The sequence below is a fragment of the Ensifer adhaerens genome, assembly GCF_028993555.1.
GTDB lineage: Bacteria > Pseudomonadota > Alphaproteobacteria > Rhizobiales > Rhizobiaceae > Ensifer > Ensifer adhaerens_I.
This window is the reverse complement of the sequence record NZ_CP118611.1, coordinates 2,715,008-2,740,258: the sequence shown is the minus strand read 5'-3', so window position 1 is coordinate 2,740,258 and position 25,251 is coordinate 2,715,008. Positions and strand designations below refer to the sequence as shown.

Here is a 25,251-nt window from a genome sequence, read left to right as displayed (position 1 = left end):
ATGCAGCAGAACCTTCTGATCGATATCGCCGACTGGCGCGAACGCCCTGGTCCGCGCGGCATTCCCTCCGTCTGCTCCGCCCACCCGCTGGTGATCGAGGCCGCCATGCTGCGCGCACTTCAGGAAGACGCCGCCCTGCTGATTGAAGCCACCTGCAACCAGGTCAACCAGGACGGCGGCTATACCGGCATGACGCCCGCCGATTTCACCCGCTTCGTCGCCGACATCGCCGACCGCGTCTCGTTTCCCAAAGAGAAGATCATCCTCGGCGGCGACCATCTCGGCCCCAATCCGTGGAAACATCTGCCGGCCGCGGAAGCGATGGCCAAGGCCGTGACGATGATCGAAGCCTATGCGAAGGCCGGCTTTACCAAGCTCCACCTCGACACCAGCATGGGCTGTGCCGGCGAGCCGGTGGCGCTGCCTGACGCGGTGACTGCTGAGCGCGCCGCTCGGCTGGCCGCCGCCGCCGAAGCCGCCATTTCCGGTGCGAACGGGATCGCTCCTGTCTACATCATCGGCACAGAAGTTCCGGTTCCGGGCGGTGCGCTGGAAGAACTGGACACGCTGGAGGTCACGGCACCCGCGGCGGCAATCGAGACGGTCGACGTCCATCGCCGGGCCTTCGAAGCGGCCGGCGCGACCGAAGCCTTCAGCCGAGTGGTCGGCGCCGTTGTCCAGCCGGGCGTCGAGTTCGGCAATGAAAACGTCATCCCCTATGACCGCGCAGCTGCCGCAAAGCTCAGTGCCAGCCTGAAGCAGCTCGACGGCATCGTCTTCGAGGCGCATTCGACCGATTACCAGACGCCGGAGGCGCTCAACGAGCTCGTCTCCGATGGCTTTGCCATTCTCAAGGTCGGCCCCGGTCTCACCTTTGCGCTGCGCGAAGCGCTTTACGGCCTCGACCAGATCGCCACCTTCCTCTTCCCCGAGGCGCGCAAGCAGACGCTGGCAGCCGTGACGGAAACGGTGATGCGTGAGGAGCCTGCGAACTGGGGCAAGTATTACCACGGTTCGCCGGAAGCCCAGCGACTGCAACGGCATTTTTCCTACAGTGATCGCATCCGCTACTACTGGCCGCATCCGAAGGTCGCGGCCGCCGTCGAAGAACTGCTGTCGCTGCTTGATGGCGTCACCATTCCGGAAACACTGATCAGCCAGTATCTCCCCGGCAGTTACGAGCGCGTGCGAGACGGTGAAGTGGCCGCTCAAGCAAAACCGCTGGCACTTGCTGCCGTCGACAGGGTTCTCGAGGACTATTTCATGGCCTGCCGTGCTTAACGGTTGGCGGTGCATTCCGTGAATATTTCAGAGCCGGTACTGCCTATCCCCTCGAAATGAACCTATAAACGAAATCAAAACAATATGGGGTACAGCGACCGTGGACAGACAGATCAAGACGATGGAGGATTTTTCGGAGTTCGTCGGCTTGTCGCGGCCCACGGTCTCCAAATACTTCAATGATCCGAGTTCGGTTCGAAAGAAGACGCGGGATGCCATCGAGGCGGCGATCAAGCAATCGGGCTTTCGCCCGAACATCTTCGCCGTCAACTTGAACCGCCGCCGCACCAATATCCTCGGCGTTATCGTCCCGAACTCGACCGACCCCTTCTACATGGCGCTGACGCGCCGGATCGAGCACATCGCCAACCAGGCCGGCTTCCTTGCCTTCGTGCTCTCCTCAGACGGACGGCCGGAAATGGAAGAGCGGGCGATCGAGACCTTCAAGTCGATGAACGTCGCCGGCGCCATCATCGCGCCCCTTGGCGTGCAGTCGCACCACAAGACCCTGACGGCGCTCGGCGAGAGCATTCCGCTGATCTATGTGGACTCGCCACTCGACGACAGCTCCTCCTTCGTCGGCACCGACAACCGCCAGAGTTTCCGGCTGATGGTCGATTATCTTTGCCGCTCGGGAAGCCCGCCCTGCTATCTCGGCATGCCGCCGGTCAACAACAACGCCATGGCAAGGCGTGACGCCTATCTGGAGGCGATGCAGCAACTGAAGATGGAGCCGGCGCTGGTTACGACCACGCCGAACGGTTCCTGGGACTTCGAGAAATTCGGCTTCGACGAGACCCTGCGCATCCTTAGCGCCGGCGGCTTTCCGACGCAGACAGTACTCTGTGCCAACGACCGCGTCGCCTTCGGCGTCATCGCCGCCGCCTTCCAGTCCGGCCTCAAGGTCGGCCGCGATGCCGACGCGGATCTGCGCGTCGCCGGCCATGATGATCACCCGCTGTCGCGTTACACCTGCCCGCCGCTGACGACGGTGGCGCAGAACTACAACGAGATCGGCCGACTTGCGATCGAACTCTTGCTGTTCAAGCTCGGGGAAACCACCGACGACGGCGGCGCCTTCCCCGAGGACGAGCGCATTCTCTTGAGCGCCGAGATCATGTTGCGCGGTTCGGCCTAGCGTGACGGCGGCACAGCGCCAGCCGCCATTCGGTCTTCATTGGGGCCGAGCCGACAGCAGGTTCGGGTCAACGCCGGCGTGCGAGTTCCAGCACCTGATCGGTCGTCAGGATATCGCCGAAGGTATCGTCGATGGTCGCGAGCGACGCACGATGCAGTATCGCATGCGGAACGACGCCGCCATCACCCGTATCAAGATCGCGCGTCGCGCAGGCATCGGCAACAACGATGACGTTGAAGCCGAGCGGCACTGCGTCGCGCGCGGCACCGGCGACGCAGGCATGGGTCATCAGCCCGGTGATGACGAGCGTATCGACCCCGGCCTTCTTGAGTTGTTCTGCGAGATCGGTGCTGGCAAACACGCTCACGGATGACTTGCGAACCACGGTGTGGCTGTCTGATGGCTGGATGTCCGGATGGAATGCGGATGTCGCGCTGTCCTCGGCAAAGACGGGGCTGCCTGCCGGCGTCACATGCTTGACGTGGTAGACCTTCATGCCCTCCGTGTCGGAGCGTTCGATCAGCCGCTTTGCATTGGCAAGCGCTTTCTCCCCGTCGGGGATCGGCATGCGGCCGTTAAAATACTCGTTCTGGAAATCGATCGCCAGCAGCGCCGTCTTCCCGGGGTTGAGGCTTGCGGGAGCGGTCGCACCGGCGATGGTCCGGATGGTCGGATGATGTGTCATTCGAGGTTCCTTTGGCAATCTGACGCCTGCGAAATTCGCGAAAACACCCCTGTCGCGAAAGTGGCCTGAACGACAATATGTGATAGGTTCCGGCCAAATTCGCTTTCACCGGGTCCAAGCCGTCATGCATACTGTCGCGATCGTCGCCTTCGAGGGCATCAGCCCGTTTCACCTCTCCGTGCCCTGCATCGTTTTCGGCGACGACCTCTTGAAGCTCGGCGTGCCGCGCTACCGGCTGCTGATCGCCGGCGAGAAAGCCGGGCCTATCCGCACCATGTCCGGCTTCAGCATCGACGTGGAACACGATCTCTCCAGCCTCTCACAGGCAGATACGATCATCGTGCCGGCCTGGGACGATCCACGCACCCGGCCGTCAGAACCCCTGACCAGTGCGCTGCGCGCCGCCCACGCGAGAAGTGCTCGTATCGTCGGCCTATGTCTTGGCACTTTCGTGCTGGCCGAAGCCGGTCTGCTCGACGGGCGTTCCGCCTCGACGCACTGGGCCTGGGCCGACGAATTCGAGCGCGCCTATCCTCAGGTCGCACTCAATCGGAACGCGCTCTATATCGATGAGGGCGACATCCTGACTTCGGCCGGCACGGCAGCGGCGATCGACTGCTGCCTGCACATGGTGCGTACCGATCATGGCGCGGAGATCGCCAACCGCATCGCCCGCAGGCTGGTCGTCGCGCCGCATCGTCATGGCGATCAGGCGCAGTACATCGAGGCGCCCCTGCCCGTCCCCGGCAGTGGCGATCCGCTTGGAGCAACCATCGCCTGGACGATCGAACATCTCGACGAACCGCTGTCGCTCGAAAGGCTGGCCGATCACGCCGGCATGAGCCTTCGCAGCTTCACCCGGCACTTCCGCAAGAAGATCGGAACCACCTTCACCCAATGGCTTTTGGCACAGCGGCTCGCGGTCGCGCAGCGTCTGCTCGAGACCGGCTCCTGTTCCATCGATCATATAGCGGAAATGGCCGGCTTCGGCTCGACCGTCTCGCTCCGACAGCATTTTACTCGCGCCTTCTCGATATCGCCGGCAAGCTATCGTCGACAGTTCCGAAACAGGACGTCACGCGATAGTGTCGCTTCGGACCGCACAGCCATTGAAGGTGCAGTAATTTGAGCATGCTGGACCGCAACCCGGGCGACCTTGAATTGGTAGAGGAAACCACCCCTGATAAGTTTCGAGAATGGCTCATCGAGAAGGTGGGTGAGTTCGGCAGATTCCCGCTCGACTTCGTTGAACGTCTCCCGGATCCCCGCGCGCGACTCGCGCCGCTGCTGGACTCCATGACCACCGGGGATTCGTTGTGGTTATGCCGCACGAAAAGAAGAGGCCCTCTGTATGGCAACGAAGGCGTCGCCCTTGTCCGCGACGGCAAGCCCATTCTCTACGTCCGCGTGATCCAATACTGAGAGGATCAAGCGAACGTCGGTCGCGGCGCCGGCTGCCGGCGCAACAGAAGCGCCAGCATAGGCACTGCCATCGTTGAAACGCCGGCTGCGCAGAGGAAGAACGCCGGATAGCCGAAACGTTCGGCAATCCAGCCGGCGCCGAGACCGCCGGCCATGCTGACCAGGCTGTCCATGCACTGGAACAGGGTGAAATCGACGCCTGCCTGGCGCGGATCGGCGAGCCCCATGAACTGGGCGTAGAGCGCGACGAAGCCGATGGCCATCACACCGGAAGAGCTGGCGACCGCAAGCGTCATCACCAACGGCCGCGAGACGTCACCGGCGGCGCCGACATAGGCGAAGGCGACGAGCATCGCGACCTGCAGGAGCAGCGCACCGATGAGGACGACGCCGGCATCGCACAGCCGCACAAGCAGCCCACCGAACAGTGCCCCGCCGAAGCCGACGAGCATGCTGCCGACGCCGTTGAGGACGCCGACCGAAGCAAGATCGAAGCCGTAGTCGATCAGGAAGGGGCCGAGCATGGCGAGGCCCCATTTCTGCGCCGAGACATAGATTGCCGCAAGCAGCAGACCTTTGCGCACCTCCGGCCGCCGCAGCGCGGCTTTGAGTGACGGCACATGGCTGCGCGTTGCGCTCGTTGGACGCGCGCCCGGGCCGAGCAGGAAAGGAACGCCCAGCGCCAGCACGACAGCCGCCATGATCCAGACCGCTGGCGCCCAGCCGAGCCGGTCGACAAGAACGAGGAACAGGCCGGCGCCGATCGCCGAGCCGACATAGGAGCCGCCGACCTGGGCGGCGTTGCCCCAGCCGTGATGTTCCTCGGCCAGCGTCTCGACCGCAAAACCATCGCAGGCGATGTCGACCGTCGAGGTAAAAAGCGCAATGAACACCAGGCAGGCGAGCACCGGAGCGAGCCGTTCCGGCCCGAGCAGGCCAAGGACAGCAAGCATCGTGGCCGAAAGCGCGCCGCCGACAAGGATGATCACGGCCGAGCGATTGCGGCCAATCGCCGGCAGGCGGAAGCGTTCGACCTGCGGCGACCACAGGAACTTCAACGCCCAGGGCAGGACCGTCAAATAGACGAGACCGATCTGGTCGAGTGGCAGCCCTTGCGTCCTCAGAACCGCCGGCAGGCCAAGCATGGTCAGCCCGCCGATCACACTCTGCGCCACATAGAGCCCGCCGACCGCGAAGAAGATCGCGGCCGGGGATGGTCTTGGCTGAGCTGCCTTATCCGGCTGCATCAGAAGCGATAGCGCACGCTGGCGACGACCTTGCGGCCTTCGTCGAAGTAGCAGAAGCCAGTGGTGCAAAGCTGCTCGACCTCATTGAAGAGGTTGGTCGCGTTGAGCTGCAGCCGCACGCCCTCGAAGTCCGGATTGGCGGCACCGAGATCATAGCGGACCGACGCGTCGATGAAGGTGCGCGCTTCGTTGTTGAGGACAGGCGTGTGGACGTTGTCGCCGAAGCTCGAGCCGACATAGCGCACGCCGGCGCCGACACCGAGCCCTTCAAGCACGCCGGACTGTACCTCGTAGTCCGCCCACAGCGAGAACATGTGGTAGGGCGAGGAGTTCAGCTGGTTGCCGAGGGTTTCCGATGTCAGCTTGGTGATTTCGACGTCGTTGTAGGAATAGGACGCGATGAAGTTCCAGCCATTGTCGAGCGAAGCCGTACCTTCGAGTTCGAAACCCCGCGACTTGAGGTCGAGCTGACGCAGAAGGTTCAGGCCCGAGGACGTCTCGTAGACCGTGGCGTTTTCCTGGTCGATGTTGAAGACGGCAGCGGTGATCGTCGCGTTCTGGCCGGGGATCTCGTACTTGACGCCCGCTTCCCATTGCTTGCCGAGCGTTGGCATGGCCGCGGTGTCCGTCCCACCGAGATTGATGATCACGCCGGGATTGGAGACGAAGGCCGTGCCGTAGCTGACATAGGGCATCATGCCGTTCGGCAGCACGTAGCCAAGCGCGCCGCGCGCCGTCGTTTCGCTGTCGTTGCGATCAAACGGCGAGCCGTCGACCGAATACTTGTTGTCCACCCAGTCGTGACGCAGACCGGCCGTCAGGCGCCAGGCCTCATATTCGATCTGGTCCTGGAGATAGATGCCGATGCCGCTTTGCGATTGCTTCTGGGTGGAGGTGAGCTTCGGCACATAGGTGAAATCGTCGATGAAGAGATCCGGCCCACTACCCTGCTGCGAGGTGTATTTCATGTAGCTGTAGTCGATGCCGGCGATCAGCTGGTGAGCGGCTGCGCCCGTGTCGAAGTCGAACTTCAGGTAGGTGTCGCTGGCAACGCCGGTGTTGTCCTCGACGGTCAGGCCCGGATACTTGGCAAACACCCACTCTTGCCGCGTCGAGATGTCGGAATAGCGCAGCTTGTGAAACAGCGTGACACTGTCTGAGAGCTCGTGCTCGAGCTCGTAGCCGATGCGCGCCTGCTTCTGGGTGAAGTCGTTGAAGCGGGCATCGCCACCATAGGTCGGGATCGCGCCGATCGACTTGCCGTCCGGCCCGTGGCGATTGAGATAGCCCCAGGTGCCGCCGGTGGTCGAATCCATGTATTCGCCAAGCAGTGTGAACCTGGTGCCCTCGTCCGGCTGCCAGGTGAAGGCGGGCGCGACGAACAGACGGTCATCCTTCACCGCCTCGATCTCGGTCCGCCCGTCGCGCGCCAGACCCGTCATGCGGTAAAGCATAGTGCCCTCGTCATCGAGCGGGCCGGAAACATCGAACGCGCCCTGCACGCGGCCGAAGGAGCCGTATTGCACTTCGACTTCGCGCAGCGGATCGCTGGTCGGCCGCTTCGAGACGATATCGACGATGCCGCCCGAGCTGCTGGCGCCATAGATCGAGGCGGCCGGACCGCGCAGCGTCGCAATTGCCTCGACGCCGTAGGGCTCCAGCCGGAAGAGGCCGTTCGGGCTCGATATCTGCCTGAGGCCGTCGCGGAAGATGCCGGTCAGCGTCAGGTCGATGCCGCGCACCTTGAAGGCGTCGAAGCGCGGCTCGGCGCCGTACTGGCCGACGCGGGCGCCGGGCGTGTAGTTCAGCGCTTCCATCAGGTTCTGGGGCTTCAGGTCCTGCAGCTGCTTCTGGCTGATCACCGACATCGACTGCGGCGTCTGCATGACAGGCGTGTCGGTCTTGGTGGCAATCCGCGCCGACTTGGCGACATAACCGTCGGTCTCGACGATGCCCTCGGCCCCGGTCCGCTCACCGGTGGCGGTAATCTTTTCGAGCTGCGTTGCGCCATCCTTGACGACAGCGCCTGTGGTGATCGTCGCGTCCGCCGGATCGAAGATCTGAACGGTCTTCGCACCGACGACCCGGTAGCGAAGCCCAGTCCCGACAAGCAGTTGCGCAACGGCCGCCTCGGTCACAAGCGTGCCTTTGACGCCGCCGGTCACCTTTCCGCTGGTGAGCGCGCTTGGATAAAGCAGACGCAGGTCGGCTTGCTGACCAAGCTTCAGAATGCCCGCCTCGAGAGATCCTGCTGGAACGGAAATCGCTCTGGGCGCAGTTATCGCTGCCGGCGTCGTTGTTTGCGCCTGAACCGCGCCCACGCAAGCGATGAAAGAAACGCTGGCAAGTGCCAGCCGTGCGAAAGAACGGCGCCGTGATCCGCGACCCTGCAAAATTCTCATCCGAAATCCCCTACTCAACTCCGGGCAGGCGCCCGCCCGGAGCCCGCAAGGAACCTTACGGTTCCATCCACCCCGAACGTCTGCAGCACTGCCACTCATGACTAAGAGTGCGGGGAGCGCGATCTCCTGATGTCACCGGCAGATTTTTTTGGGGAACGTTGACAGGGCGTGGAGCGGTCTTGCCCGCTTCGCATCTCTACCGGGACTGAACCACGACCATGAGATCGGACAACCTGATGACCCGCAGCGGCAGGCTCGCCTCCAGCACCCGCAGGGCGTCGTCAGTGTCGCGGAGGTCGAAGATACCGGAGACTTCGAGGCTCCCTGCCGCCTCGTCGACGAGCAGGATGCGGCCGCGACGGTAGCGCTCAAGCGTCGAGAGCACGTCGCTGAGCGGGCGGCGCGAGAAGACGAGTTTGCCGTCGCGCCAAGCGGTTCCGGCCGCGACGTCCGCTTTCGACAGCGAAATCCGCCCCTGCCGGTCGACCGTCGCCGCCTCGCCGGCACCTAGAACCGCTTTTTGGCCAGCTGCCTCGACCTCGACGCGGCCTTCCTCGACCTGCACGGCGGCGGCCTGGTCGACAGCCACAGATCCGACGGAGTAGCGGGTCCCGAGCGCTGTCGCGCTGAGCGCGCCGTCTTCGACGACGAAAGGCCGAAGCGGGTTCTTCGCGACGGAAAAGAAGGCTTCGCCGCGCAGGAGCCGCACTGTCCTGCGGGCCTGCTCGTAGCGAACCACGAGGGCCGTGTCGGTGTTGAGGTCCACCTCAGTGCCATCCTCCAGCGCGATGCGCCTGACCTCGCCGACGCCGGTGTAGTAGTCGGCGCGCCAGCGGTCGCCATAGGGTGTCGCGAGCGAGAGGATCGCGACACCTGCGGCAAGACAGAGCCCGACGAAGCCTCCGACCCGGCGGCGGCGCTGCGTCTGAAGCTCGCCGAGCCTTCCTTCGGAGATCGGCACCTCGCCGAGATCGCTCCAGAGCGCCCGCAGTTCGTCATAAGCCGTGCGATGATCCGGATGCTCGCCGAGCCAGCGCTCGAACGCCTGGCGGTCGATCGCCGTCGCATCGTCGGACTGCAGCCGTGCAACCCAGGTTGCGGCGGCTTCCAGAATGCTGTCGTCGATGGTCTGGCGATTGCCGCTCATTCACGTCTTCCGGTCGAACTGAAAATGCCCTCATGCGATCCGAATCCGGAATCGCCTCTATCATCTTAGAGTTGAAAGGACGGCTTTGCCTGACGTTCACTCAGAAAATAATCTCGGCGCGCATCTTCCGGCACTCGAGCAGCGCCCGGATGATGTGCTTCTCGACCATGTTTCTGGAGATACCGAGCTCATCGGCGATCGCGCCGTTGCTGAGGCCGTGCAGACGGCTGAGGATGAAGACCTGCTGGCAGCGGTTGGGAAGCCCCTCGATGGTACGCGCCATGATCAGCAGGCACTGGCGGGCGTTGACGATGCGATCCTGGATCGGTCTGTCTTCCGCATGTTCAAGTCCTTCGCTGTCCTCGACGAACATCGCCCGCTCCCGCGCTGCTCGCTCGGATGCGACGCGCGCCACCGAGCGAGCAACCTGAAACAGATAGGCCTGCGGGTTTTCGATCAGCGTCGAGCGTGAAGCCTCCAGCATGCGCATGAAGGTCTCCTGCGTGGCATCGACGGCGTCCTCACGGTTTCTGAGGCGGCGGCCGAAGAAGCGGCGGATTCGGCTCTCTTCCCGCTCGTGAAGCCCCTGCACCATCGCATCGGTCATCAAACTGCCTCTCCATCGCGCGGCGCCCTGCCGCCACCGGAAACTCAGGCGACGCTTAATTGCGCGCCGTTTATCTTGAATACTTTACTCATGTTTCATAGGCGAAGCGGCGCCACGCCGCAATGCGCCGCCGTACCGCGGCACCAAACGAAACCGTGGCCGGGACGGCGGAACCGTATATTCGAAAAGAACTGTTGCACGGGGGCCACGGCACAGAGCATGGCCCTCTGCCGGCTCGCGGCGTCAGCTTCGTCGCGCGAGGACTGCCTCGACGGAATTCAGTTCGGAGGCGATGCGGTCGATCAGCAGCCGCACCCGGCGAGGCTGGACGCTTGCCGGCGGATAGACGATCTGTAGGCCGGTCCCGCCGACGGCAAAATCCTTGAGCAGCTCGACAAGCGTACCGGACGCAAGATCCTCTGCGATGTCCCAAACAGACTTGAGCGCGACACCGTGCCCCGCACGGCACCAGTCGGCGACCAATCCGCCATCATTGGCGACACGGCGGCCGCGCACCATGACCTTGTGTGGCCTGCCATCAACCTGAAAGGTCCATTCACGATCGAGATTGGCACCGAAACGCATGATGATGCAGTCGTGGCGCGAGAGATGGTCCGGATGCTCCGGCCGGCCTCTGGCCTGCAGGTAGGCGGGTGCTGCACAGACGACCCGACGGTTTTCCCCCAACGACCGTGACCGCAGCGTGCTGTCGGCAAGAACGCCATGGCGGATGGCAAAATCCATGCCCTGGCCGACCAGATCGAGGTAGCCGTCGGTGAGATTGAGGTCCACCGTCACGTCAGGGTGCTCGGCCAGGAAGCGGTCGAGGATCGGCACGATGTAGCGTCGCCCCATGTCCTCCGGCGCGCTGAGCCGGATCGGTCCGGAGATCGTGCGCGCGCCCGAGCGGATACCGCTCTCGAGCTCGTCGGCTTCCGCCAGCAGCCGACGGGCGCCATCGACCAGAAGGCGACCTTCCTCGGTCAGGCTGATCGCGCGGGTCGTTCGCTTGAGCAGCGCCGCGCCATAATGCGCCTCGAGGGCCGCCAGCCGCTCGGAGACGGAGGCCGGCGAAAGACCTTTCTCGCGCCCGGCGGCGGAAAGCCCGCCCTTTTCGACGATCAGAAGAAAAAGGGCGAGATTATCGAGCAGCATCTTTCGTCTTCTCCGAAATATAATTTTGGATTTAAGCCAATTATCCGGATGTGCCGCAATAGCTAAATTTCCTCACGAAAGGAGACGCGCGATGCAGCTCGACCATGTGACCATCCGAACAGGCGATATCGCAGCGACACGCACGTTCTTCGAAACGGTCTTCGACCTGACGGTCGGCGAACGGCCGGCTGCGATCCGCCGTATTCCCGGCTGCTGGCTCTACGGCGAAGGAAAGCCGATCGTGCACATCATCGGCAGCCATGGCAGCGGTTTCGACGTCGCCGCCGAAGCGATCGATCACATCGGCTTCCGGCTCGAAGGCTATGCGACCTTCCGCGCGAAGCTCGACCGGCTCGCCATTCCCTATTCGACGATGGACCTCGCCGACATCGGCGAACGCCGGCTGTTTCTGCGCGCGCCGGGTGGCGCGCTGCTCGAAGCCGTCTTTTCCGAACCCGTTCCGTCACATTCCTCTGGAGCATGAGCATGACCTTCACCGACAACACCGTCTCCGTCGTCATCGGCGGCACCAGCGGCATTGGCGCCGCCATCGCCAAGGCGCTCGCCCTGCGCCCCGGCCGGGTCGAGATCGCAAGCCGCGCCACCGGCCTCGACATCGCCGACGCGGCCGCAGTCGCCGCCTATTTCCGGAAACTCGGGTCGATCGACCATCTGATCATTACGGCCGGGTCCGCAGCGCCCGGCGGCACGGTCAGCGATGTCGATCTCGATGCCGCAAGGGCCGCCTTCGACGTCAAATTCTGGGGGTCGATCGTACTTGCCCGTGAAGCTGCCAAGTACCTGCGCCCCGGCGGCACCATCACCTTCACCTCGGGCTTCCTCGCCCGCCGGACAGTACCTGGCACCTTCGTCAAGACGGCGATGAATGCGGCCCTCGAAGCCACCGCGAGGGTGCTCGCAAAGGAGCTGGCGCCGCTGCGCGTCAACGTCGTCAGCCCCGGCCTGACGCAGACGGAAGCCTATGCCGGCATGGCCGGCAAAGCCCGCAACGCCATATTCGAGCGCGCTGCTGCGAGCTTGCCTGTCGGCCGCTTCGGGCGGCCCGGAGACATCGCCCAAGGTTATCTCTTTGCCATCGACAACCCCTTCGTCACCGGATCGGTGATCGACATCGAAGGCGGCGCCCTCATCAACTGACACATTCCATCGCCTGTTCCCTGCCTGCGCCCCCGGCGCTTCACAAAGGAATTGACCATGTCACCCACACTCTTCTCCCCCATATCGCTCGGACCGCTGACGCTGCCGAACCGTATCGCACTTGCGCCGATGACACGGGCGCGCAGCAGCCAGCCGGGCAACGTGCCCAACGCCCTGATGGCCGAATACTATGCCCAGCGCGCCTCGGCCGCCTCATCGTCACCGAAGCCACGCAGATCTCCCGCCAGGGCCAGGGATACTCGTTTACGCCCGGCATCCACTCGCCCGAGCAGATCGCCGGTTGGCGGCTCGTCACCGATGCCGTGCACAGTGCCGGCGGCCGCAACATGGTGGACGACGAGATCATCCCGACGATCCTTAAGGCCGCAGGCGCGATTGACCGCATCGGCCTTGCCTATATCCATCTGGTGGAGGCCGACTGGGACGACGCGCCTGCAATCCCGGAAGACTTCCGCCGGGCGCTTCGCGCTGCCTATTCCGGTCGCATCATCGTCGCCGGCCGCTACGACAGGGCGCGGGCAGAAGCGATCCTTGCCGCCGGGCTTGCCGACATCATCGCCTTCGGGCGCCCGTTCATCGCCAATCCCGATCTGCCGCGTCGGCTGAAGGAGGGCCTGCCGCTCGCGAGCTTTGACGGCGCCACGCTTTTCGGCGGCAGTGCCGAAGGCTACTCTAGTTACCCGGCGCTGGAGGAGGCCGCATGAGTGCGCCATTGACGGAGCAGGAACGAATGCAGGCCGCCATCAACGACCGCATCGGCACTGAACTCGTGCTCGACGGAGAGGCTTTGCGTGTCTGGCACCTACGGCTTAAACCCGGCGAAACACTTCGCCCCCATCGCCACGACCGTCCCTATTTCTGGACGGCGCTAACCGATGGCAAGGCACGCTCGCGCTCCGGCGACGGCAGGGTCACCGACGTCGTCTACCGCGCCGGCGATACGCGGCACTTCGGCGACCTGACGCCTGAGACCGCCTTCGTGCACGATCTTACCAACACCGGTGACGCCGAGCTCGTCTTCGTCACCGCCGAATTCACGCACAAAGACCATTCGTCCGCTACAAGGAGCAAGCCATGAAAGCCGTCGCCCTCACCCGCTATCTGCCGGTTTCCGACCCGCAAGCCTTCCTGGATGTCACCCTCCCGAAACCGGTGCCCCAAGGACACGACATCCTGGTTGCCGTCGCCGCCGTCGCCGTCAATCCTGTCGACGTCAAGATGCGCGCGCCAAAGGACAAGATAGAGGAAACGCCGCGCGTGCTCGGCTGGGATGCGAGCGGTGTCGTCGAGGCAGTCGGCCCGGATGTGACGTTGTTCAAGCCCGGCGACCGCGTCTATTACGCCGGCGACCTGACGCGGTCGGGCTCCAACCAGCAGTATCAGTTGGTCGACGAGCGCATCGTCGGGCGCAAGCCGAAGAGCCTTTCCTTTGCCGAAGCCGCGGCCCTGCCGCTGACGACGATCACCGCCTATGAGGCCTTCTTCGATCGGCTGGGCATCGACCGCGACGGCGCCGATCGCGGCCAATCGATCCTGATCGTCGGCGGCGCCGGCGGCGTCGGCTCGATCGGTATCCAGCTCGCCAAGCGCGCCGGCCTCACGGTCATCGCCACGGCCTCGCGGCCGGAAACCATCGCCTGGGTGAAGGAACTCGGCGCCGATCACGTCATCAGCCATCGCGAGCCGCTGGTCGCGCAGGTGCAGGCGCTCGGCTTCACCCATGTCGACCACATCGCGATCTTCAACGACATGCGCCACTGGGACGCCGCAGTCGAACTGATCCGCCCGCAAGGCGGCATCGTCTCGATTGACAACACCGACGTACCGATGCCGATGGCCGGCATGAAGACCAAGGCAGCCAGCCTGCACTGGGAATTCATGTTCGCCCGCCCGATGCACCAGACGCCTGACATGATCGAGCAGCACCGGCTGCTCACCTTCGTCGCCGACGAGATCGATGCCGGACGGCTGAAGACGACGCTTGCCGAGGTGTTGTCGCCCATCAACGCCGAAAACCTGCGCGAAGCCCATCGCCGCATCGAGACGGGTGCCGCCAAGGGCAAGATCGTGATCGAAGGCTTTGAGGGCTAGCGTTTTCGCGTTGCCGCCGTCCGAAAAACGCGACTTCGCGCCCTGTTAAACGAAATCGCTCGCTGCGACATAGATCGCGGCGAGCGCTTCGAAGCCGGCCTGATCCTGCGTGTCGAAGCGTTCGGGGGTGGGGCTGTCGAGATCGAGCACCCCGAGCACCCTGCCGTCCTTCACCAGCGGCACGACGAGTTCCGAGCGGGACGCGGCATCGCAGGCGATATGCCCAGGAAAGGCATGCACATCCGGAACCAGCATCGTCTGGCTCAGCGCCACGGCGCTGCCGCACACACCCTTGCCGACCTTGATGCGCACGCAGGCAACCTTGCCCTGGAAGGGGCCAAGCACAAGTTCGTCATCTGACCGCAGGAAGTAGAAGCCCGCCCAGTTGAGGTCCGGCACCAGATCGAAAACCAGCGCCGCGAGATTGGCGGCATTGGCGATGAAATCGCGCTCGTCGTGCAGCAGGCCGCCGAGCTGGCCAGCCAGTTCGCGATAGAATTCGGCCTTGTCGCCGGTTTCGATTGTCTTCGTGGCAAACATGGTCCTACCCTTCAAACTTCGCGTGCCTTGGCCCTCAGTGGCGGTGTGCCAGCGGCTGATCGTGCTGATGCGACCATTCGCGCGCAGCAATACCACCAACCTCGAAGGTAGCAAATTGCGATCGCTCATCACGATCGATATATCCAACCAGATATAGCGATTCCGCGCGCCGCCCTTTCAAGCCCCCCGCTATCATCGGACCGCGCGTGCAACCTTTCGAAATGCAAGGAGAATGCATGCCGTACGATCTCATCCTCTCGCAGGGACGCATTGCCGACAGGACGCCGGGCGCGATTGCGGGAGCGGCCCTGACGGCAGAAGCCCTGAGCAACCGCGCCAACCTGATGCCGACCATCGTCGGTAAGCCGACGGCTGCGAAGGAGGATGACTGGTCGGCGAGCCTTCCCGAAGCACGGCAGACGCTGACTGGTCTGCAGGAGGCGACTGCCGCAACGCTGCGACGCGGCAACAAGCCGCTGATGGTCGCCAACACCTGCTCCGCGAGCCTCGCGACACTGCCGGTTGTCGCGCGGGAGCATCCGGATGCGATCGTGCTCTGGATCGATGCCCATGGCGATTTCAACACGCCTGAGACCACCGAAAGCGGCTATCTCGGCGGAATGGTCCTCGCCGCCGCCTGCGGTCTCTGGGACAGCGGTCACGGCAGCGGCCTGAACTCGGCGCAGGTCATCATCGTCGGCGCGCGCGACATCGATCCGGCGGAGGCGGATCTGTTGAAGCAGGCAGGCGTCCGCATCCTCTCACCCGCCGAAGCGACACCAGAGACCATCCTATCGATCATCGGCGACGCACCCGTCTGGATCCACGTCGATTGGGACGTGCTCGAGCCCAACCAGGTGCCGGCAGCCTATGCCATCGACAACGGGCTTCGGTCGGGCCAGTTGCGCGCCATTTTTGAAGCGATCCCGGAAGGGCAAATCGCCGGCATCGAACTCGCCGAATTCGAGGCCGTGCGGGACGTGGTGAAGGACGGGGCCGCGATCGAATGCCTGCTCGAAATCGTGGGACCTTTGTTGGGTGCACGCTGATTGGCCGTGGCCGGAGCGGCATGCCGAATGGTCAGCCGTCCGTCTCCGGCGCAGCCTTAACTGTCGTGATGATTTCGCCGAGTACCAGATGCAGAGCATCGCGGTAACCATTGCGGGCCGAGGGGCCGCTTTCCGCCGAGGTCATCACCACGGTGAGATCCAAGCTCGGGACGATGTAGAGCATCTGCCCGCCATAGCCCCAGGCGAAGTGCACCTCTTCGCTGGCGATCCGGCGCTCGAACCAGCCGTAGCCGTACGCGTCCCCGGAGAAACGCGAATTGGTGCGATGCTGCCAGGACGCTGCGATCCATTCCGCCGAAACCAGTTGCTTGCCCGATGCGGTGCGGCCGCCATTGCGGTAAAGCTCGCCGAAGGCAAGCAGCGAGCGGGGGCTCATCGCCATCTGGTTGCCGCCAAGATAGATACCTTGAGGGTCGCGATCCCAGGCTCCGATGCGGAAACCATCGAGCGGTCCGAGCCATTCGCGCGCCAGCGCCAGGGTCGACCTGCCGCTGACCTTTGTCAGGATCGCCGAAAGCAGGTGGGTCGAGGCGGTGGAGTAGAGCATCTCACCGCCCGGATCGTCGTCAAAAGGTTGAGCAAGGGCTGTGCGTACCCAGTTCCGGCTCGCGACCCAACGCCCGTAATTCGGTCCCGACAGCCGGCCGAGCCCGGCCTGCATCGACAACAGATTTCCGATGGTGATGTCATTGATGCGCGGATCGGGTGATGCCGGCAAGTCCGCTTTCAGGATCGGCGCGATCTTCTGGTCCGGCCCTTCGAGCAACCCCTTGTCGATCGCAATGCCGACCAGCGCAGAGATGATCGACTTCGACGCCGATTTGATGTTGGTCGAGTCGGTCACGCGGTTGCCGCGATAGCCGCGCTCCGCGAGGATTTTGCCGTCACGCGCGACGATCACGGTCTTCAGGGGATCGAGCTCCTGCCGCAAAGACAGTTCGTCCAACAGGCTCGAAAGCGGTGCAGGCGCCTGGGCGGTGGCCGGCAAGGCGAAAAGCGTCGAGACGACGACTGCCAAGGCGGCGATCCGGGCAAAGAGAGCGGCGGCAAATCTGGTCATGGTTCAGCATCTAAGACCGACGGGTGCCGCCGTCATCTACCGCACGGCCATCTCACGGCGATTTGACAACCGGGTGAACATTGACGCCGAGGCGGTTTTCAGGCCGGCCGCCGGGCGAAGGCTTCGACGAAACGCGTCAGGCTTTGCTCGACGAACTCCGTGACGGGGACCTGCGGATCGAAACTCCACCACAGCAGCGAACCCTGCCATTGCGCCGCCATCAGGAGGCCGAGCCCAGGGGCCGCGGCGGGAAGTCCGGCAAGACACTCGTCGAGCACGCCTGAAAGCACGTCGCGCCATCTGGCACCGCGGGCACGCAGCAGCGGATCGCGCAGATCTTCCCGGAGAATCCGGAGGTCGTCGGCATAGGATTCGATGCCGCCATAGTCACCGGAAAGGCCGACAAGGAGCGCGATCGCTCCTTCCGGCGTTCGCTGCACGCTCGCCATCAGTGCTGTCGTTTGTCCATCCAGACCATCCCAGGCCTGCACGAGCGCTCTCTGGATCAGCCGCGGCTTGTTGTCGAAGCGCTGCACCAGGGTCGCGCCCGAAAGACCGGTCCTGGCGGAAAGAGCCGCGAATGTCAGGCCATCAGGCCCTTCCGCCCGCATGATCGCAAAGGCAGCGTTCAGAACATCTTCGTCGGACATCGTCTTCGGGCGTGGCATCTTGACTCTCATTTATAAACGAACAATCATTTATATATCATAGCAGCTACCGAATGCCAGACGGCGATGGCGCCGCCAAGGAGGAAAACATGTCTCTTGAAGGAAAAGTCGCTCTGGTTGCCGGCGCGACACGGGGTGGCGGGCGCGGCATCGCCGCCGAACTCGGCGCCGCCGGCGCCACCGTCTACGTCACCGGCCGCACCACGCGGCAACAGCAATCCGAGTATCGGCGGCCCGAAACGATCGAAGAGACGGCCGACATCGTCAGCGACCTCGGCGGCAAGGGCATCGCCGTTCAGGTCGACCATCTGCAGCCGACACAGGTCAAGGCACTCATCGACCGCATCCGTAGCGAACAGGGACGGCTCGACATTCTGGTCAACGACGTCTGGGGCGGCGAATTGCTGTTCGAATGGAACAAGCCGGTCTGGGAGCACAATCTGGAAAATGGTCTGAAGCTGCTGCGCCTGGGCGTCGACACCCACCTGATCACCGCCCACTACGCCCTACCGCTGATGATCGAAAGGCCGGGCGGTCTGCTGGTCGAGGTGACCGACGGCACCGCCGAGTACAATGCCGAAAACTATCGCCTGTCGCCCTTCTATGATCTCGCCAAAGTTTCGGCCAATCGCATGGCCTGGGCGCATGCCAAGGACCTCGCGCCGCATGGTGCGACCTCGGTTTCGATCACGCCGGGCTGGATGCGTTCGGAGATGATGCTCGAGCATTATGCCGTCGACGAAGACAACTGGCGCGATGCCACGAAGGACCAGCCGCATTTCGTGATCTCGGAAACGCCGCGCTTCGTCGGTCGCGCGGTGGCGGCACTCGCGGCAGACCCGGAGAAGGCCCGCTGGAACGGTCAGTCGCTGTCAAGCGGCGGACTGGGTCAAGTCTACGGCTTCACGGATCTCGACGGCTCTCGACCGGATTGCTGGCGCTACATGCGCGAAGTGATGGAAGCAAACAAACCGGCCGACGCCACCGGCTACCGCTAAGCGAAGGATGCGGCTCGTAAAAGGTACGCGACGGCTCCAGCAAACTTGAAACGACGCGCCGCCTCCTATAGTCGGAGTTTCAGGCAACCACGCGCGCCGCCGCCCCGCACAAGGAGGCGGCAGCGCTATCGAGTGTTATTGAAAATGGCATCGCGGGATCGTTATTCAAGAAAGCTGGAATGCGCGAAATGCGGAGCGTCCGGTTTCGCCGAAGCGTCTGAAAATGACAAGGCGAAGGGCGGCAACCGCGGCTTTCTCATCGACGTGATGCCCAAGGGCTTTTCGACCGAGCGCACCTCCCCCGATCCCGCCAAGCACATGGTCCGTTGCCGCTGCGGCAACGTCTTTGCCTTCAAGCAGAAGACCGTCTACGCCCCCGGCAGCGAACCGCGGGACTGACGCGTCGGGACGATTTGGACGCCCGCGTTGAGAAAAAATTCACCATCTTGTCTCAACATCGACCCAATCGGCGGGCAGCTATGGCGGCGCGCGTTCAAGTATTGTTGATCGCGAGCGCCCGGGACACGGGCTTGCAGCCAAGGCTGCCACCGCTTAATCGCTGAACTTAAAGCTGAGCCGAAATGCGTCGAACGCATGTGGCCGGCAACGACGCCACACGAAGGATGCTTGGTGGCGACAGCATTTCCAGGAGCCCGCATGCGGCGCGAGACGACAAAGAGCCCTTCTTCCGAAACAGCCCAGACGGCCGGTTTTTTGGCGCAAGTGCACCGGATACGGCATGCTCTGGCGATCGGGGCAATGGCGCTTGCCCTTTCCGGCTGCACGGCGCTCGATGCCGACGACGTGCGCGAACCGCCGCCGATTCCGGCCAAGCTCATTGCCGCGATGGCGAAGAACGGCAGCAAGCCGGAAAGCCCGGTTCTGGTGCGTATCTTCAAGCAGGAAAGCGAACTGGAAGTCTGGAAACAGAACAAGCAGGGGCAGTTCGCTCTCTTGAAGACCTATCCGATGTGCCGCTGGTCGGGCAAGCTCGGCCCCAAGACGAAGGTGGGCGACCGCCAGGCGCCGGAAGGTTTCTACCATGTCTCGGCTGGCATGCTGAATCCGAAGTCGCAGTATTTCCTGTCCTTCAATCTCGGCTATCCGAACCGGCTGGAATCGGCGCTCGGCTATACCGGCGAAGCGCTGATGGTGCACGGCGCCTGCTCGTCGTCCGGCTGCTACGCACTGACGGACCAGGGCGTCGGCGAGATCTACTCCGTCGTCCAGCGCGCACTTGCTGGCGGCCAGGGCACCTTCCAGGTGCAGGCCTATCCGTTCCGCATGACGGCCGAGAACATGGCCAAGCATCGCGGCGATCCGAACTTCGAGTTCTGGAAGAACATCAAGCAGGGCTACGACATCTTCCAGACGACGAAGCGCCAGCCGAAGGTTTCGGCCTGCGGTCGCCGCTATGTCTTCAACACCGAGTTCGCCGATGGCGAACCGTCCGATCCGCTCGCCGCCTGCCCGGCGGTGACGGCAACGCCTGATGCTGGGCTTGTCGCAAAGCTGCAATCGGAGGACGCCAAGCTCGCCGGCCTGATGGCAAATCAGACGTCGGCCCCGCTCAGCGCCTATGTCGATGGCGGCATGCATCCGAGCTTCCGGGCGCTTCTTGAGAAAAACGGCGCCGAAAAGCTGGCCGCCAAGATCTCGGGAACTAAGTATCCTATTAGCCGACCCGAAGCGGCGCTGGCGGATCCCTACGCCGGCCTGTGATCGTTCGTCGGCTGGCGACGCACAATTGACTCAATGGGTCGATTGCATCGCCAGGAGCGAACAAGAGGACGATCGAGGGTTCCATGCCTGAAAGAGAGATCCGCCGCCGCACCTTCCTGCAACTCTCCGCGGGGATCGCGGCCGCCGGATTGGCTGGCTGCGCGTCGACCCGACCGACGGTGACGCGCTCCTATGCGCCCGAACCTGTCCCGGACACGAACGCCTTCCTTGCGGACATGTATGGCGAGAAGCCGAACGAGGCATATCCGCTGCCGGCGATCCCCTACGAGAAGATCGACTCCCGCTTCTATCGCCAGATGGTCGCCGATCCCACAGGCGAGAAGCCGGGCACGCTGGTCGTCGACGTCGGCAGCCACTTTCTCTACCGGGTCTACGAGGGCGGCCAGGCGATGCGCTACGGCGTCGGCCTGGGGCGCGCCGGCTTTGCCTGGGCAGGCCGCGGCGTCATCCAGTACAAGCGCGAATGGCCGCGCTGGAAACCGCCGAACGAGATGGTCGCGCGTCAGCCCGAACTGCAGCAATTCAGCATCGAGGCCGGCGGTATGGATCCGGGCCTCAAGAACCCGCTCGGCGCCCGCGCCATGTACATTTTCCAGAATGGCGAGGACACGCTGTACCGCATCCACGGCTCGCCGGAATGGTGGACCATCGGCAAGTCCGTGTCTTCGGGCTGCGTGCGCATGATCAACCAGGATGTCGTCGATCTCTACAGTCGCGTGCCCAACGGCACGCCGATCGTCGTCGCCGACCTCACGGGCGGCGGCATGGTAGAGTCGCAGCCGATGCCGCAATCACAACCAATTCCGGACTCTCAACCCCTGCCTCAGTCGCCGGACTATATGCAGATGGGACCGGACGGACTGCCGCTGCCTCAGCCGCTCTGAGGCAACCCGTCCGGCCAAAGCCAGGGAATCCGTAGCGCGTCAGAGAACGAGCAGCGGAGTCTTGCCTCTGACCCGATTGTAGAGATCGATCGCGTCCTGCTGCAGCATGCGGACGCAACCGGCAGAGGCGTTCTTGCCGATCGAGCGCCACTGCGGCGAGCCATGGATACGGTAGAGCGTATCCTGACCATTCTGGAAGATATACATGGCGCGGGCGCCGAGCGGATTGTCGAGACCCGGATCCATGCCGCCGGCATCGATCCCGTATTTCTTGAGATGCGGCTGGCGCGCGACCATGTCGTCCGGAACGGTCCAGCGCGGCCACTTGCGCTTCCAATGCACCACGGCGCGCCCCTTCCAGGCCCGACCGGCGGCACCGAGACCGACGCCATAGCGAATGGCGCGACCACCCGGCAGCACGTAGTAGAGGAACATCGTCTGGGTATCGACAACGATCGAATAGGGCGGCTCGTTCGTCGCATAGTCCACTTCCTGGCGCAGGAACTGCGGCTTGATCTCCGTGTACTGGATGCCCGGCACGTCGTAGCCTTCGTCCTTCACCGGCGCATAGATCGTCGCATAGTCAAAGGTCTTCGTCGGCGCGCCCGCAGCATCGGCCGCCTTCTCCGGCGAGCCACCGTCGCCGGCGATCGGCTCGATCAGCTTCGGCTTCGGTTCTGGTTTCGGGATCTGCGTGCAAGCGCTCAAGACAGAGCTGGCGATCACCGCGAGCAGCGAGCGGCGGGACAAATTCATCGACACTTTATTCTATTCCAGGTTGGGGATTTCGGTTGGAAATGTTCCAAGGAGAGGCCCAAGGCTGTTGGGCCGAACCGTGACCGAAATGTGGTGAAAATCATTCTTTGGCGTGGATCGCCGCTTGCCGAGGACACTCGTTTCCGCAGTGTTGCAGAATTCCCGCGCCACCTCTGTTGGCTGCCTTATCCAATGGCCAGATCGCCCTTCGTGGGATCCGGAATGACGACGATGGTGCTGCCGTCGCGAACCTGATCGTAAAGATAGACGACATCCTGATTGATGAGGCGAATACAGCCGGAGGAGACCGCCTTGCCGATCGAATGCGCCTCGGGGCTGCCGTGGATGCGATAGAGCGTGTCCTTGCCGTCCTTGTGAATGTAGAGCGCACGGGCGCCGAGGGGGTTCCTGATGCCCGGCGGCATGCCGCCATTGGCGATGCTGTAGGGCGCGAGTTTCGGCTGTCGCGCGACCATCTCGTCGGGCGGCGTCCAGCGCGGCCATTTGCGCTTGTGGGCGACGATCGCCCGGCCGGACCAGGCGAACCCCTCGCGGCCGACGCCGATGCCGTAGCGCATCGCCCGCCCGCCCGGCAGCACGTGGTAGAGATATTTCGCCGGCGTATCGACGATCAGCGTGCCGGGCCGCTCGTTGGTCGGATAGTCCACTTCCTGCCGCCAGAACTTCGGATCGACCTCGGCGACTTTCACCTCGGGGATCGGAAACTCTTCGTCCGGCAGCGCGTAGTACATCGGCGGCACGGTCGGCCCGGGCGCGGCTCGGACGGGTGTTGCCGCCGCTTGCACTATCGCCGGCGTTGGACGCGCCGTCGCGCATCCAGTGACGAACAGCGAGGCTGCCCCGACAAACAAGCTGCGGCGCGTGAGCGTGATGCCGGTCTTGTGATCGGCCGTGGATGGAGAAAGCTCGTTTGGTTCGGTCATATCGGGCATTCAACGATTCGATTGTTTCAATGCCGCTTCAGAGGGAAGTCCTACCTTAAGGCTGCCTTAAGGGAGCGACTTAAGAGTTCTGCTCTCAGAAATGTGAGGAATAGCAATGCGAGTCCTGATCGTCGAAGACGACGATATCCTCAGAGACGGGCTGAAGGTTGGTCTGGCCCTGGCCGGCTTCACCACCGATGCCGTCGGCACCTGCGACGCGGCGGCGACTGCGCTCGCCGCCAACAGCTTCGACGCGATCGTGCTCGACCTGATGCTGCCCGATGGTTCCGGCATGGATATCCTCAAGGATCTGCGCTCCAGCCAGAATGACACTCCCGTGCTGTTGCTGACGGCGCGCGACACGGTTCGCGATCGCGTGGCCGGTCTCGACACCGGCGCCGACGACTATCTCGGAAAGCCCTTCGACCTCGACGAAGTGGCCGCACGGTTGCGGGCGCTGTCCCGGCGGTCTACCGGCCGCGCGACGGCTGCGCTCGAATGGGCAGGCTTGCGGCTCGATCCCGCCCGGCATTCGGTGGAACAGGCCGGCAAGCCGGTACAACTGTCGCGGCGCGAGTATTCGATCCTGCACACGCTGATGGCACACCCAGGCGTCATCTTCTCGAAAACCAAGCTCGAGGACAGGCTCTACGGCTGGCAGGAGGAGATCGAAAGCAACGCCGTCGAGGTCCACATCCATCATTTGCGCAACAAGCTCGGCCCCGGCCTGATCGAAACCGTGAGAGGCATCGGCTACCGGCTGGGTGGGGCCGGCTGATGCGGTCGCTGCGCACCCGGCTCTTCGCCATCCTCTTGATCACGACAGGACTGCTGTGGCTCTCGGCGACGGTCTGGATCTTCCTGAGCACGCGCGCCGAAGTGGAGCGTGTGCTTGACGCCCGGCTGATGGAGGCCGCGCGCATGGTGAATTCGCTGATCGTCAGCCCCGACATGATGAAGGAAGAAGGCGACGCTGACGCCGACCGCCCGGCACAGAGCGCGATCAAGATCCCGCTGCTCGAGCATCCGCATTACGATCGGCAGCTCTCCTGCCAGATCTGGTCGCTGGACGGCACGCTGATCGGCAAGTCGGACAGTGCGCCCGACACGACGCTCGCGCCGCATGCGATGGGCTTTTCGGAAACCGTCATCAACGGCGAGACCTGGCGGGTTTTTGCGGTTGAGAATGCCAGCCTCGGCGTGCGCGTTCTCGTCGGCGACAACCTTCGCATCCGTGACCGGCTGGTCAACGATCTGGTCAAGGGCCTGCTGCTGCCGGCCCTGTTGATCATCCCGCTGCTTGCAGTCTTGATCTGGCTCAGTGTCGGACGCGGGCTGGCGCCACTCCGCAAACTTGCGGGCGATCTCGCCGCGCGGGAAGCCTCGGATCTGCACGCGATCGAAGATGTCGGCACGACACGCGAAATCAGCCCGGTGTTGAAGTCACTGAACGGCCTCTTCGCCCGCGTCGCCGGTGCCCGCGAGCGCGAACAGAACTTCATCGCCTTTGCCGCCCACGAGCTGCGCACGCCTCTCGCCGGCCTCAAGACGCAGGCCCAGGTTGCGCTTGCCAGCGACGACGACGAAATCCGCGAGAATGCACTCGGCCAGATCGTCGCCGGGGTCGACCGAACGGGCAAGCTGGTGCGGCAACTGCTCGACATCGCCTCCGTCGAGGCCTCCGAGAGTGCCAAGCCAGCGCGAGCCTTCAATGTCGGCGAAGTATTGACGGGCCTGAGGGCCGAACTCGCCAGCCAGGCTCACCGGGTCGACGTCGCCATCGACCCGCACCTCTTCGGCGTGAAGATCGACATGAATCCGGGCCTCTTTCGCCTGGCGGCGCGCAACCTCCTGGAAAACGCCATCAACCATTCGCCGACTGGCGCTACAGTCTCCTGTACCTGCGAGACGAAGGCCGGCCGCCTCGTCATTGTGGTCAACGACACGGGCCCCGGTATCCCCGACGAGGAGATGCCGCATGTGACCGAGCGCTTCTTCCGCGGCCGCTTCAAGACATCGGTCGGCAGCGGCCTGGGCCTAAGCATCGTCGAGCAGGCGCTCGCTCGTACCGGCGCGCAACTCGAACTCCGCAACCGGAAAGGCGGCGGTCTGGCGGCCCGCATCGTGCTGCAGCAAAGCCTCATCCGGTGACCGGCTTCAGGGCCGAAGCACAAATCTAGCTCGAAAGGAGGCGTTGACCTCAGGATCAGGCGTGACACGCTCAGGCCGGGGTT

The 25,251-nt window shown here is 63.8% G+C and carries 26 protein-coding genes and 1 pseudogene; 16 read left to right on the top strand and 11 right to left on the bottom strand.

The window, feature by feature from the left end; translation table 11 throughout:
• Together PWG15_RS32570 and PWG15_RS32565 are read left to right on the top strand one after the other, a co-directional pair.
• Positions 1 to 1,281, top strand: coding sequence for a D-tagatose-bisphosphate aldolase, class II, non-catalytic subunit (locus tag PWG15_RS32570; protein ID WP_275025759.1), 1,281 nt, complete (start codon positions 1 to 3; stop codon positions 1,279 to 1,281).
• A gap of 121 nt (positions 1,282 to 1,402) precedes the next feature.
• Entirely contained in the window at positions 1,403 to 2,419 is a 1,017-nt protein-coding gene (locus PWG15_RS32565; protein ID WP_275027295.1) for a LacI family DNA-binding transcriptional regulator, read from the top strand.
• 67 nt (positions 2,420 to 2,486) lie between these two features.
• Here the strand turns inward: PWG15_RS32565 and PWG15_RS32560 are convergent, their stop codons facing one another.
• Positions 2,487 to 3,104, bottom strand: a complete 618-nt coding sequence (locus PWG15_RS32560) for a cysteine hydrolase family protein (RefSeq protein ID WP_275025758.1) — start codon at positions 3,102 to 3,104, stop codon at positions 2,487 to 2,489.
• Positions 3,105 to 3,228: 124 nt separating this feature from the next.
• Between PWG15_RS32560 and PWG15_RS32555 the strand changes: the two genes are divergently transcribed.
• Positions 3,229 to 4,233, top strand: a complete 1,005-nt coding sequence (locus PWG15_RS32555) for a GlxA family transcriptional regulator (RefSeq protein WP_275025757.1) — start codon at positions 3,229 to 3,231, stop codon at positions 4,231 to 4,233.
• A complete protein-coding gene (locus tag PWG15_RS32550; RefSeq protein ID WP_275025756.1) occupies positions 4,230 to 4,526 on the top strand; it encodes a hypothetical protein in 297 nt (98 codons plus the stop codon). Before PWG15_RS32555 ends, PWG15_RS32550 begins: the two co-directional genes overlap by 4 nt.
• Before the next feature lie 5 nt (positions 4,527 to 4,531).
• Here the strand turns inward: PWG15_RS32550 and PWG15_RS32545 are convergent, their stop codons facing one another.
• From PWG15_RS32545 to PWG15_RS32525, 5 genes are all read right to left on the bottom strand, one after another.
• The gene (locus PWG15_RS32545; RefSeq protein ID WP_275025755.1) at positions 4,532 to 5,773 is read right to left on the bottom strand and encodes an MFS transporter; all 1,242 of its coding nucleotides are present in this window, start codon (positions 5,771 to 5,773) and stop codon (positions 4,532 to 4,534) included.
• Positions 5,773 to 8,175: a TonB-dependent siderophore receptor gene (locus tag PWG15_RS32540; protein ID WP_275025754.1), complete on the bottom strand. Its 2,403-nt coding sequence runs from the start codon at positions 8,173 to 8,175 to the stop codon at positions 5,773 to 5,775. The genes PWG15_RS32545 and PWG15_RS32540 overlap by 1 nt, the downstream gene beginning before the upstream one ends.
• A gap of 196 nt (positions 8,176 to 8,371) precedes the next feature.
• Complete coding sequence (locus tag PWG15_RS32535; protein WP_275025753.1) at positions 8,372 to 9,322, bottom strand: FecR family protein; 951 nt, start codon at positions 9,320 to 9,322, stop codon at positions 8,372 to 8,374.
• A gap of 100 nt (positions 9,323 to 9,422) precedes the next feature.
• The gene (locus tag PWG15_RS32530) at positions 9,423 to 9,929 is read right to left on the bottom strand and encodes an RNA polymerase sigma factor (RefSeq protein ID WP_275025752.1); all 507 of its coding nucleotides are present in this window, start codon (positions 9,927 to 9,929) and stop codon (positions 9,423 to 9,425) included.
• A 243-nt stretch (positions 9,930 to 10,172) separates the two neighbouring features.
• Complete coding sequence (locus PWG15_RS32525) at positions 10,173 to 11,084, bottom strand: LysR family transcriptional regulator (RefSeq protein WP_275025751.1); 912 nt, start codon at positions 11,082 to 11,084, stop codon at positions 10,173 to 10,175.
• Between the two features lie 91 nt (positions 11,085 to 11,175).
• Here PWG15_RS32525 and PWG15_RS32520 point away from each other — a divergent pair, with 91 nt between their 5' ends.
• The 5 genes and pseudogenes from PWG15_RS32520 (at position 11,176) to PWG15_RS32500 (ending at position 14,354) form a co-directional block, all read left to right on the top strand.
• Complete coding sequence (locus PWG15_RS32520; protein WP_275025750.1) at positions 11,176 to 11,568, top strand: VOC family protein; 393 nt, start codon at positions 11,176 to 11,178, stop codon at positions 11,566 to 11,568.
• A gap of 2 nt (positions 11,569 to 11,570) precedes the next feature.
• Positions 11,571 to 12,242 (top strand): SDR family oxidoreductase, encoded by a 672-nt coding sequence (locus PWG15_RS32515; protein ID WP_275025749.1) that lies wholly within the window; start codon positions 11,571 to 11,573, stop codon positions 12,240 to 12,242.
• Between the two features lie 57 nt (positions 12,243 to 12,299).
• A pseudogene (locus tag PWG15_RS32510) lies at positions 12,300 to 12,967 on the top strand (hypothetical protein).
• Positions 12,964 to 13,341: a cupin domain-containing protein gene (locus PWG15_RS32505; protein ID WP_275025748.1), complete on the top strand. Its 378-nt coding sequence runs from the start codon at positions 12,964 to 12,966 to the stop codon at positions 13,339 to 13,341. Before PWG15_RS32510 ends, PWG15_RS32505 begins: the two are co-directional and overlap by 4 nt.
• The gene (locus PWG15_RS32500) at positions 13,338 to 14,354 is read left to right on the top strand and encodes a zinc-binding alcohol dehydrogenase family protein (protein ID WP_275025747.1); all 1,017 of its coding nucleotides are present in this window, start codon (positions 13,338 to 13,340) and stop codon (positions 14,352 to 14,354) included. Before PWG15_RS32505 ends, PWG15_RS32500 begins: the two co-directional genes overlap by 4 nt.
• 45 nt (positions 14,355 to 14,399) lie before the next feature.
• Here the strand turns inward: PWG15_RS32500 and PWG15_RS32495 are convergent, their stop codons facing one another.
• Entirely contained in the window at positions 14,400 to 14,894 is a 495-nt protein-coding gene (locus PWG15_RS32495; protein WP_275025746.1) for a free L-methionine (R)-S-oxide reductase MsrC, read from the bottom strand.
• A gap of 236 nt (positions 14,895 to 15,130) precedes the next feature.
• On the opposite strand from PWG15_RS32495, the gene PWG15_RS32490 reads away from it, so the two are divergent.
• Entirely contained in the window at positions 15,131 to 15,943 is an 813-nt protein-coding gene (locus PWG15_RS32490; RefSeq protein ID WP_275025745.1) for an arginase family protein, read from the top strand.
• Between the two features lie 31 nt (positions 15,944 to 15,974).
• Here the strand turns inward: PWG15_RS32490 and PWG15_RS32485 are convergent, their stop codons facing one another.
• Entirely contained in the window at positions 15,975 to 17,024 is a 1,050-nt protein-coding gene (locus PWG15_RS32485; protein WP_275025743.1) for a serine hydrolase domain-containing protein, read from the bottom strand.
• A gap of 98 nt (positions 17,025 to 17,122) precedes the next feature.
• A complete protein-coding gene (locus tag PWG15_RS32480) occupies positions 17,123 to 17,692 on the bottom strand; it encodes a TetR/AcrR family transcriptional regulator (RefSeq protein ID WP_275025742.1) in 570 nt (189 codons plus the stop codon).
• A gap of 89 nt (positions 17,693 to 17,781) precedes the next feature.
• On the opposite strand from PWG15_RS32480, the gene PWG15_RS32475 reads away from it, so the two are divergent.
• From PWG15_RS32475 to PWG15_RS32460, 4 genes are all read left to right on the top strand, one after another.
• Positions 17,782 to 18,690 carry an SDR family oxidoreductase gene (locus tag PWG15_RS32475; protein WP_275025741.1) on the top strand — a complete coding sequence of 303 codons (909 nt, stop codon included), beginning with the start codon at positions 17,782 to 17,784 and terminating at the stop codon, positions 18,688 to 18,690.
• A gap of 144 nt (positions 18,691 to 18,834) precedes the next feature.
• Positions 18,835 to 19,089 (top strand): hypothetical protein, encoded by a 255-nt coding sequence (locus tag PWG15_RS32470; RefSeq protein WP_058322872.1) that lies wholly within the window; start codon positions 18,835 to 18,837, stop codon positions 19,087 to 19,089.
• A gap of 360 nt (positions 19,090 to 19,449) precedes the next feature.
• Positions 19,450 to 20,412 carry a hypothetical protein gene (locus PWG15_RS32465; RefSeq protein ID WP_425536839.1) on the top strand — a complete coding sequence of 321 codons (963 nt, stop codon included), beginning with the start codon at positions 19,450 to 19,452 and terminating at the stop codon, positions 20,410 to 20,412.
• An 83-nt stretch (positions 20,413 to 20,495) separates the two neighbouring features.
• Positions 20,496 to 21,317: a L,D-transpeptidase gene (locus PWG15_RS32460; RefSeq protein WP_275025739.1), complete on the top strand. Its 822-nt coding sequence runs from the start codon at positions 20,496 to 20,498 to the stop codon at positions 21,315 to 21,317.
• A 39-nt stretch (positions 21,318 to 21,356) separates the two neighbouring features.
• On the opposite strand, the gene PWG15_RS32455 is transcribed toward PWG15_RS32460, so the two are convergent.
• Positions 21,357 to 22,073 (bottom strand): L,D-transpeptidase, encoded by a 717-nt coding sequence (locus tag PWG15_RS32455; protein WP_275025737.1) that lies wholly within the window; start codon positions 22,071 to 22,073, stop codon positions 21,357 to 21,359.
• A gap of 185 nt (positions 22,074 to 22,258) precedes the next feature.
• Positions 22,259 to 23,017: a L,D-transpeptidase gene (locus tag PWG15_RS32450; RefSeq protein WP_275025736.1), complete on the bottom strand. Its 759-nt coding sequence runs from the start codon at positions 23,015 to 23,017 to the stop codon at positions 22,259 to 22,261.
• 115 nt (positions 23,018 to 23,132) lie between these two features.
• On the opposite strand from PWG15_RS32450, the gene PWG15_RS32445 reads away from it, so the two are divergent.
• A complete protein-coding gene (locus PWG15_RS32445) occupies positions 23,133 to 23,795 on the top strand; it encodes a response regulator (RefSeq protein ID WP_275025735.1) in 663 nt (220 codons plus the stop codon).
• Entirely contained in the window at positions 23,795 to 25,168 is a 1,374-nt protein-coding gene (locus PWG15_RS32440) for an ATP-binding protein (protein WP_275025734.1), read from the top strand. The genes PWG15_RS32445 and PWG15_RS32440 overlap by 1 nt, the downstream gene beginning before the upstream one ends.
• Positions 25,169 to 25,251: the final 83 nt, after the last annotated feature.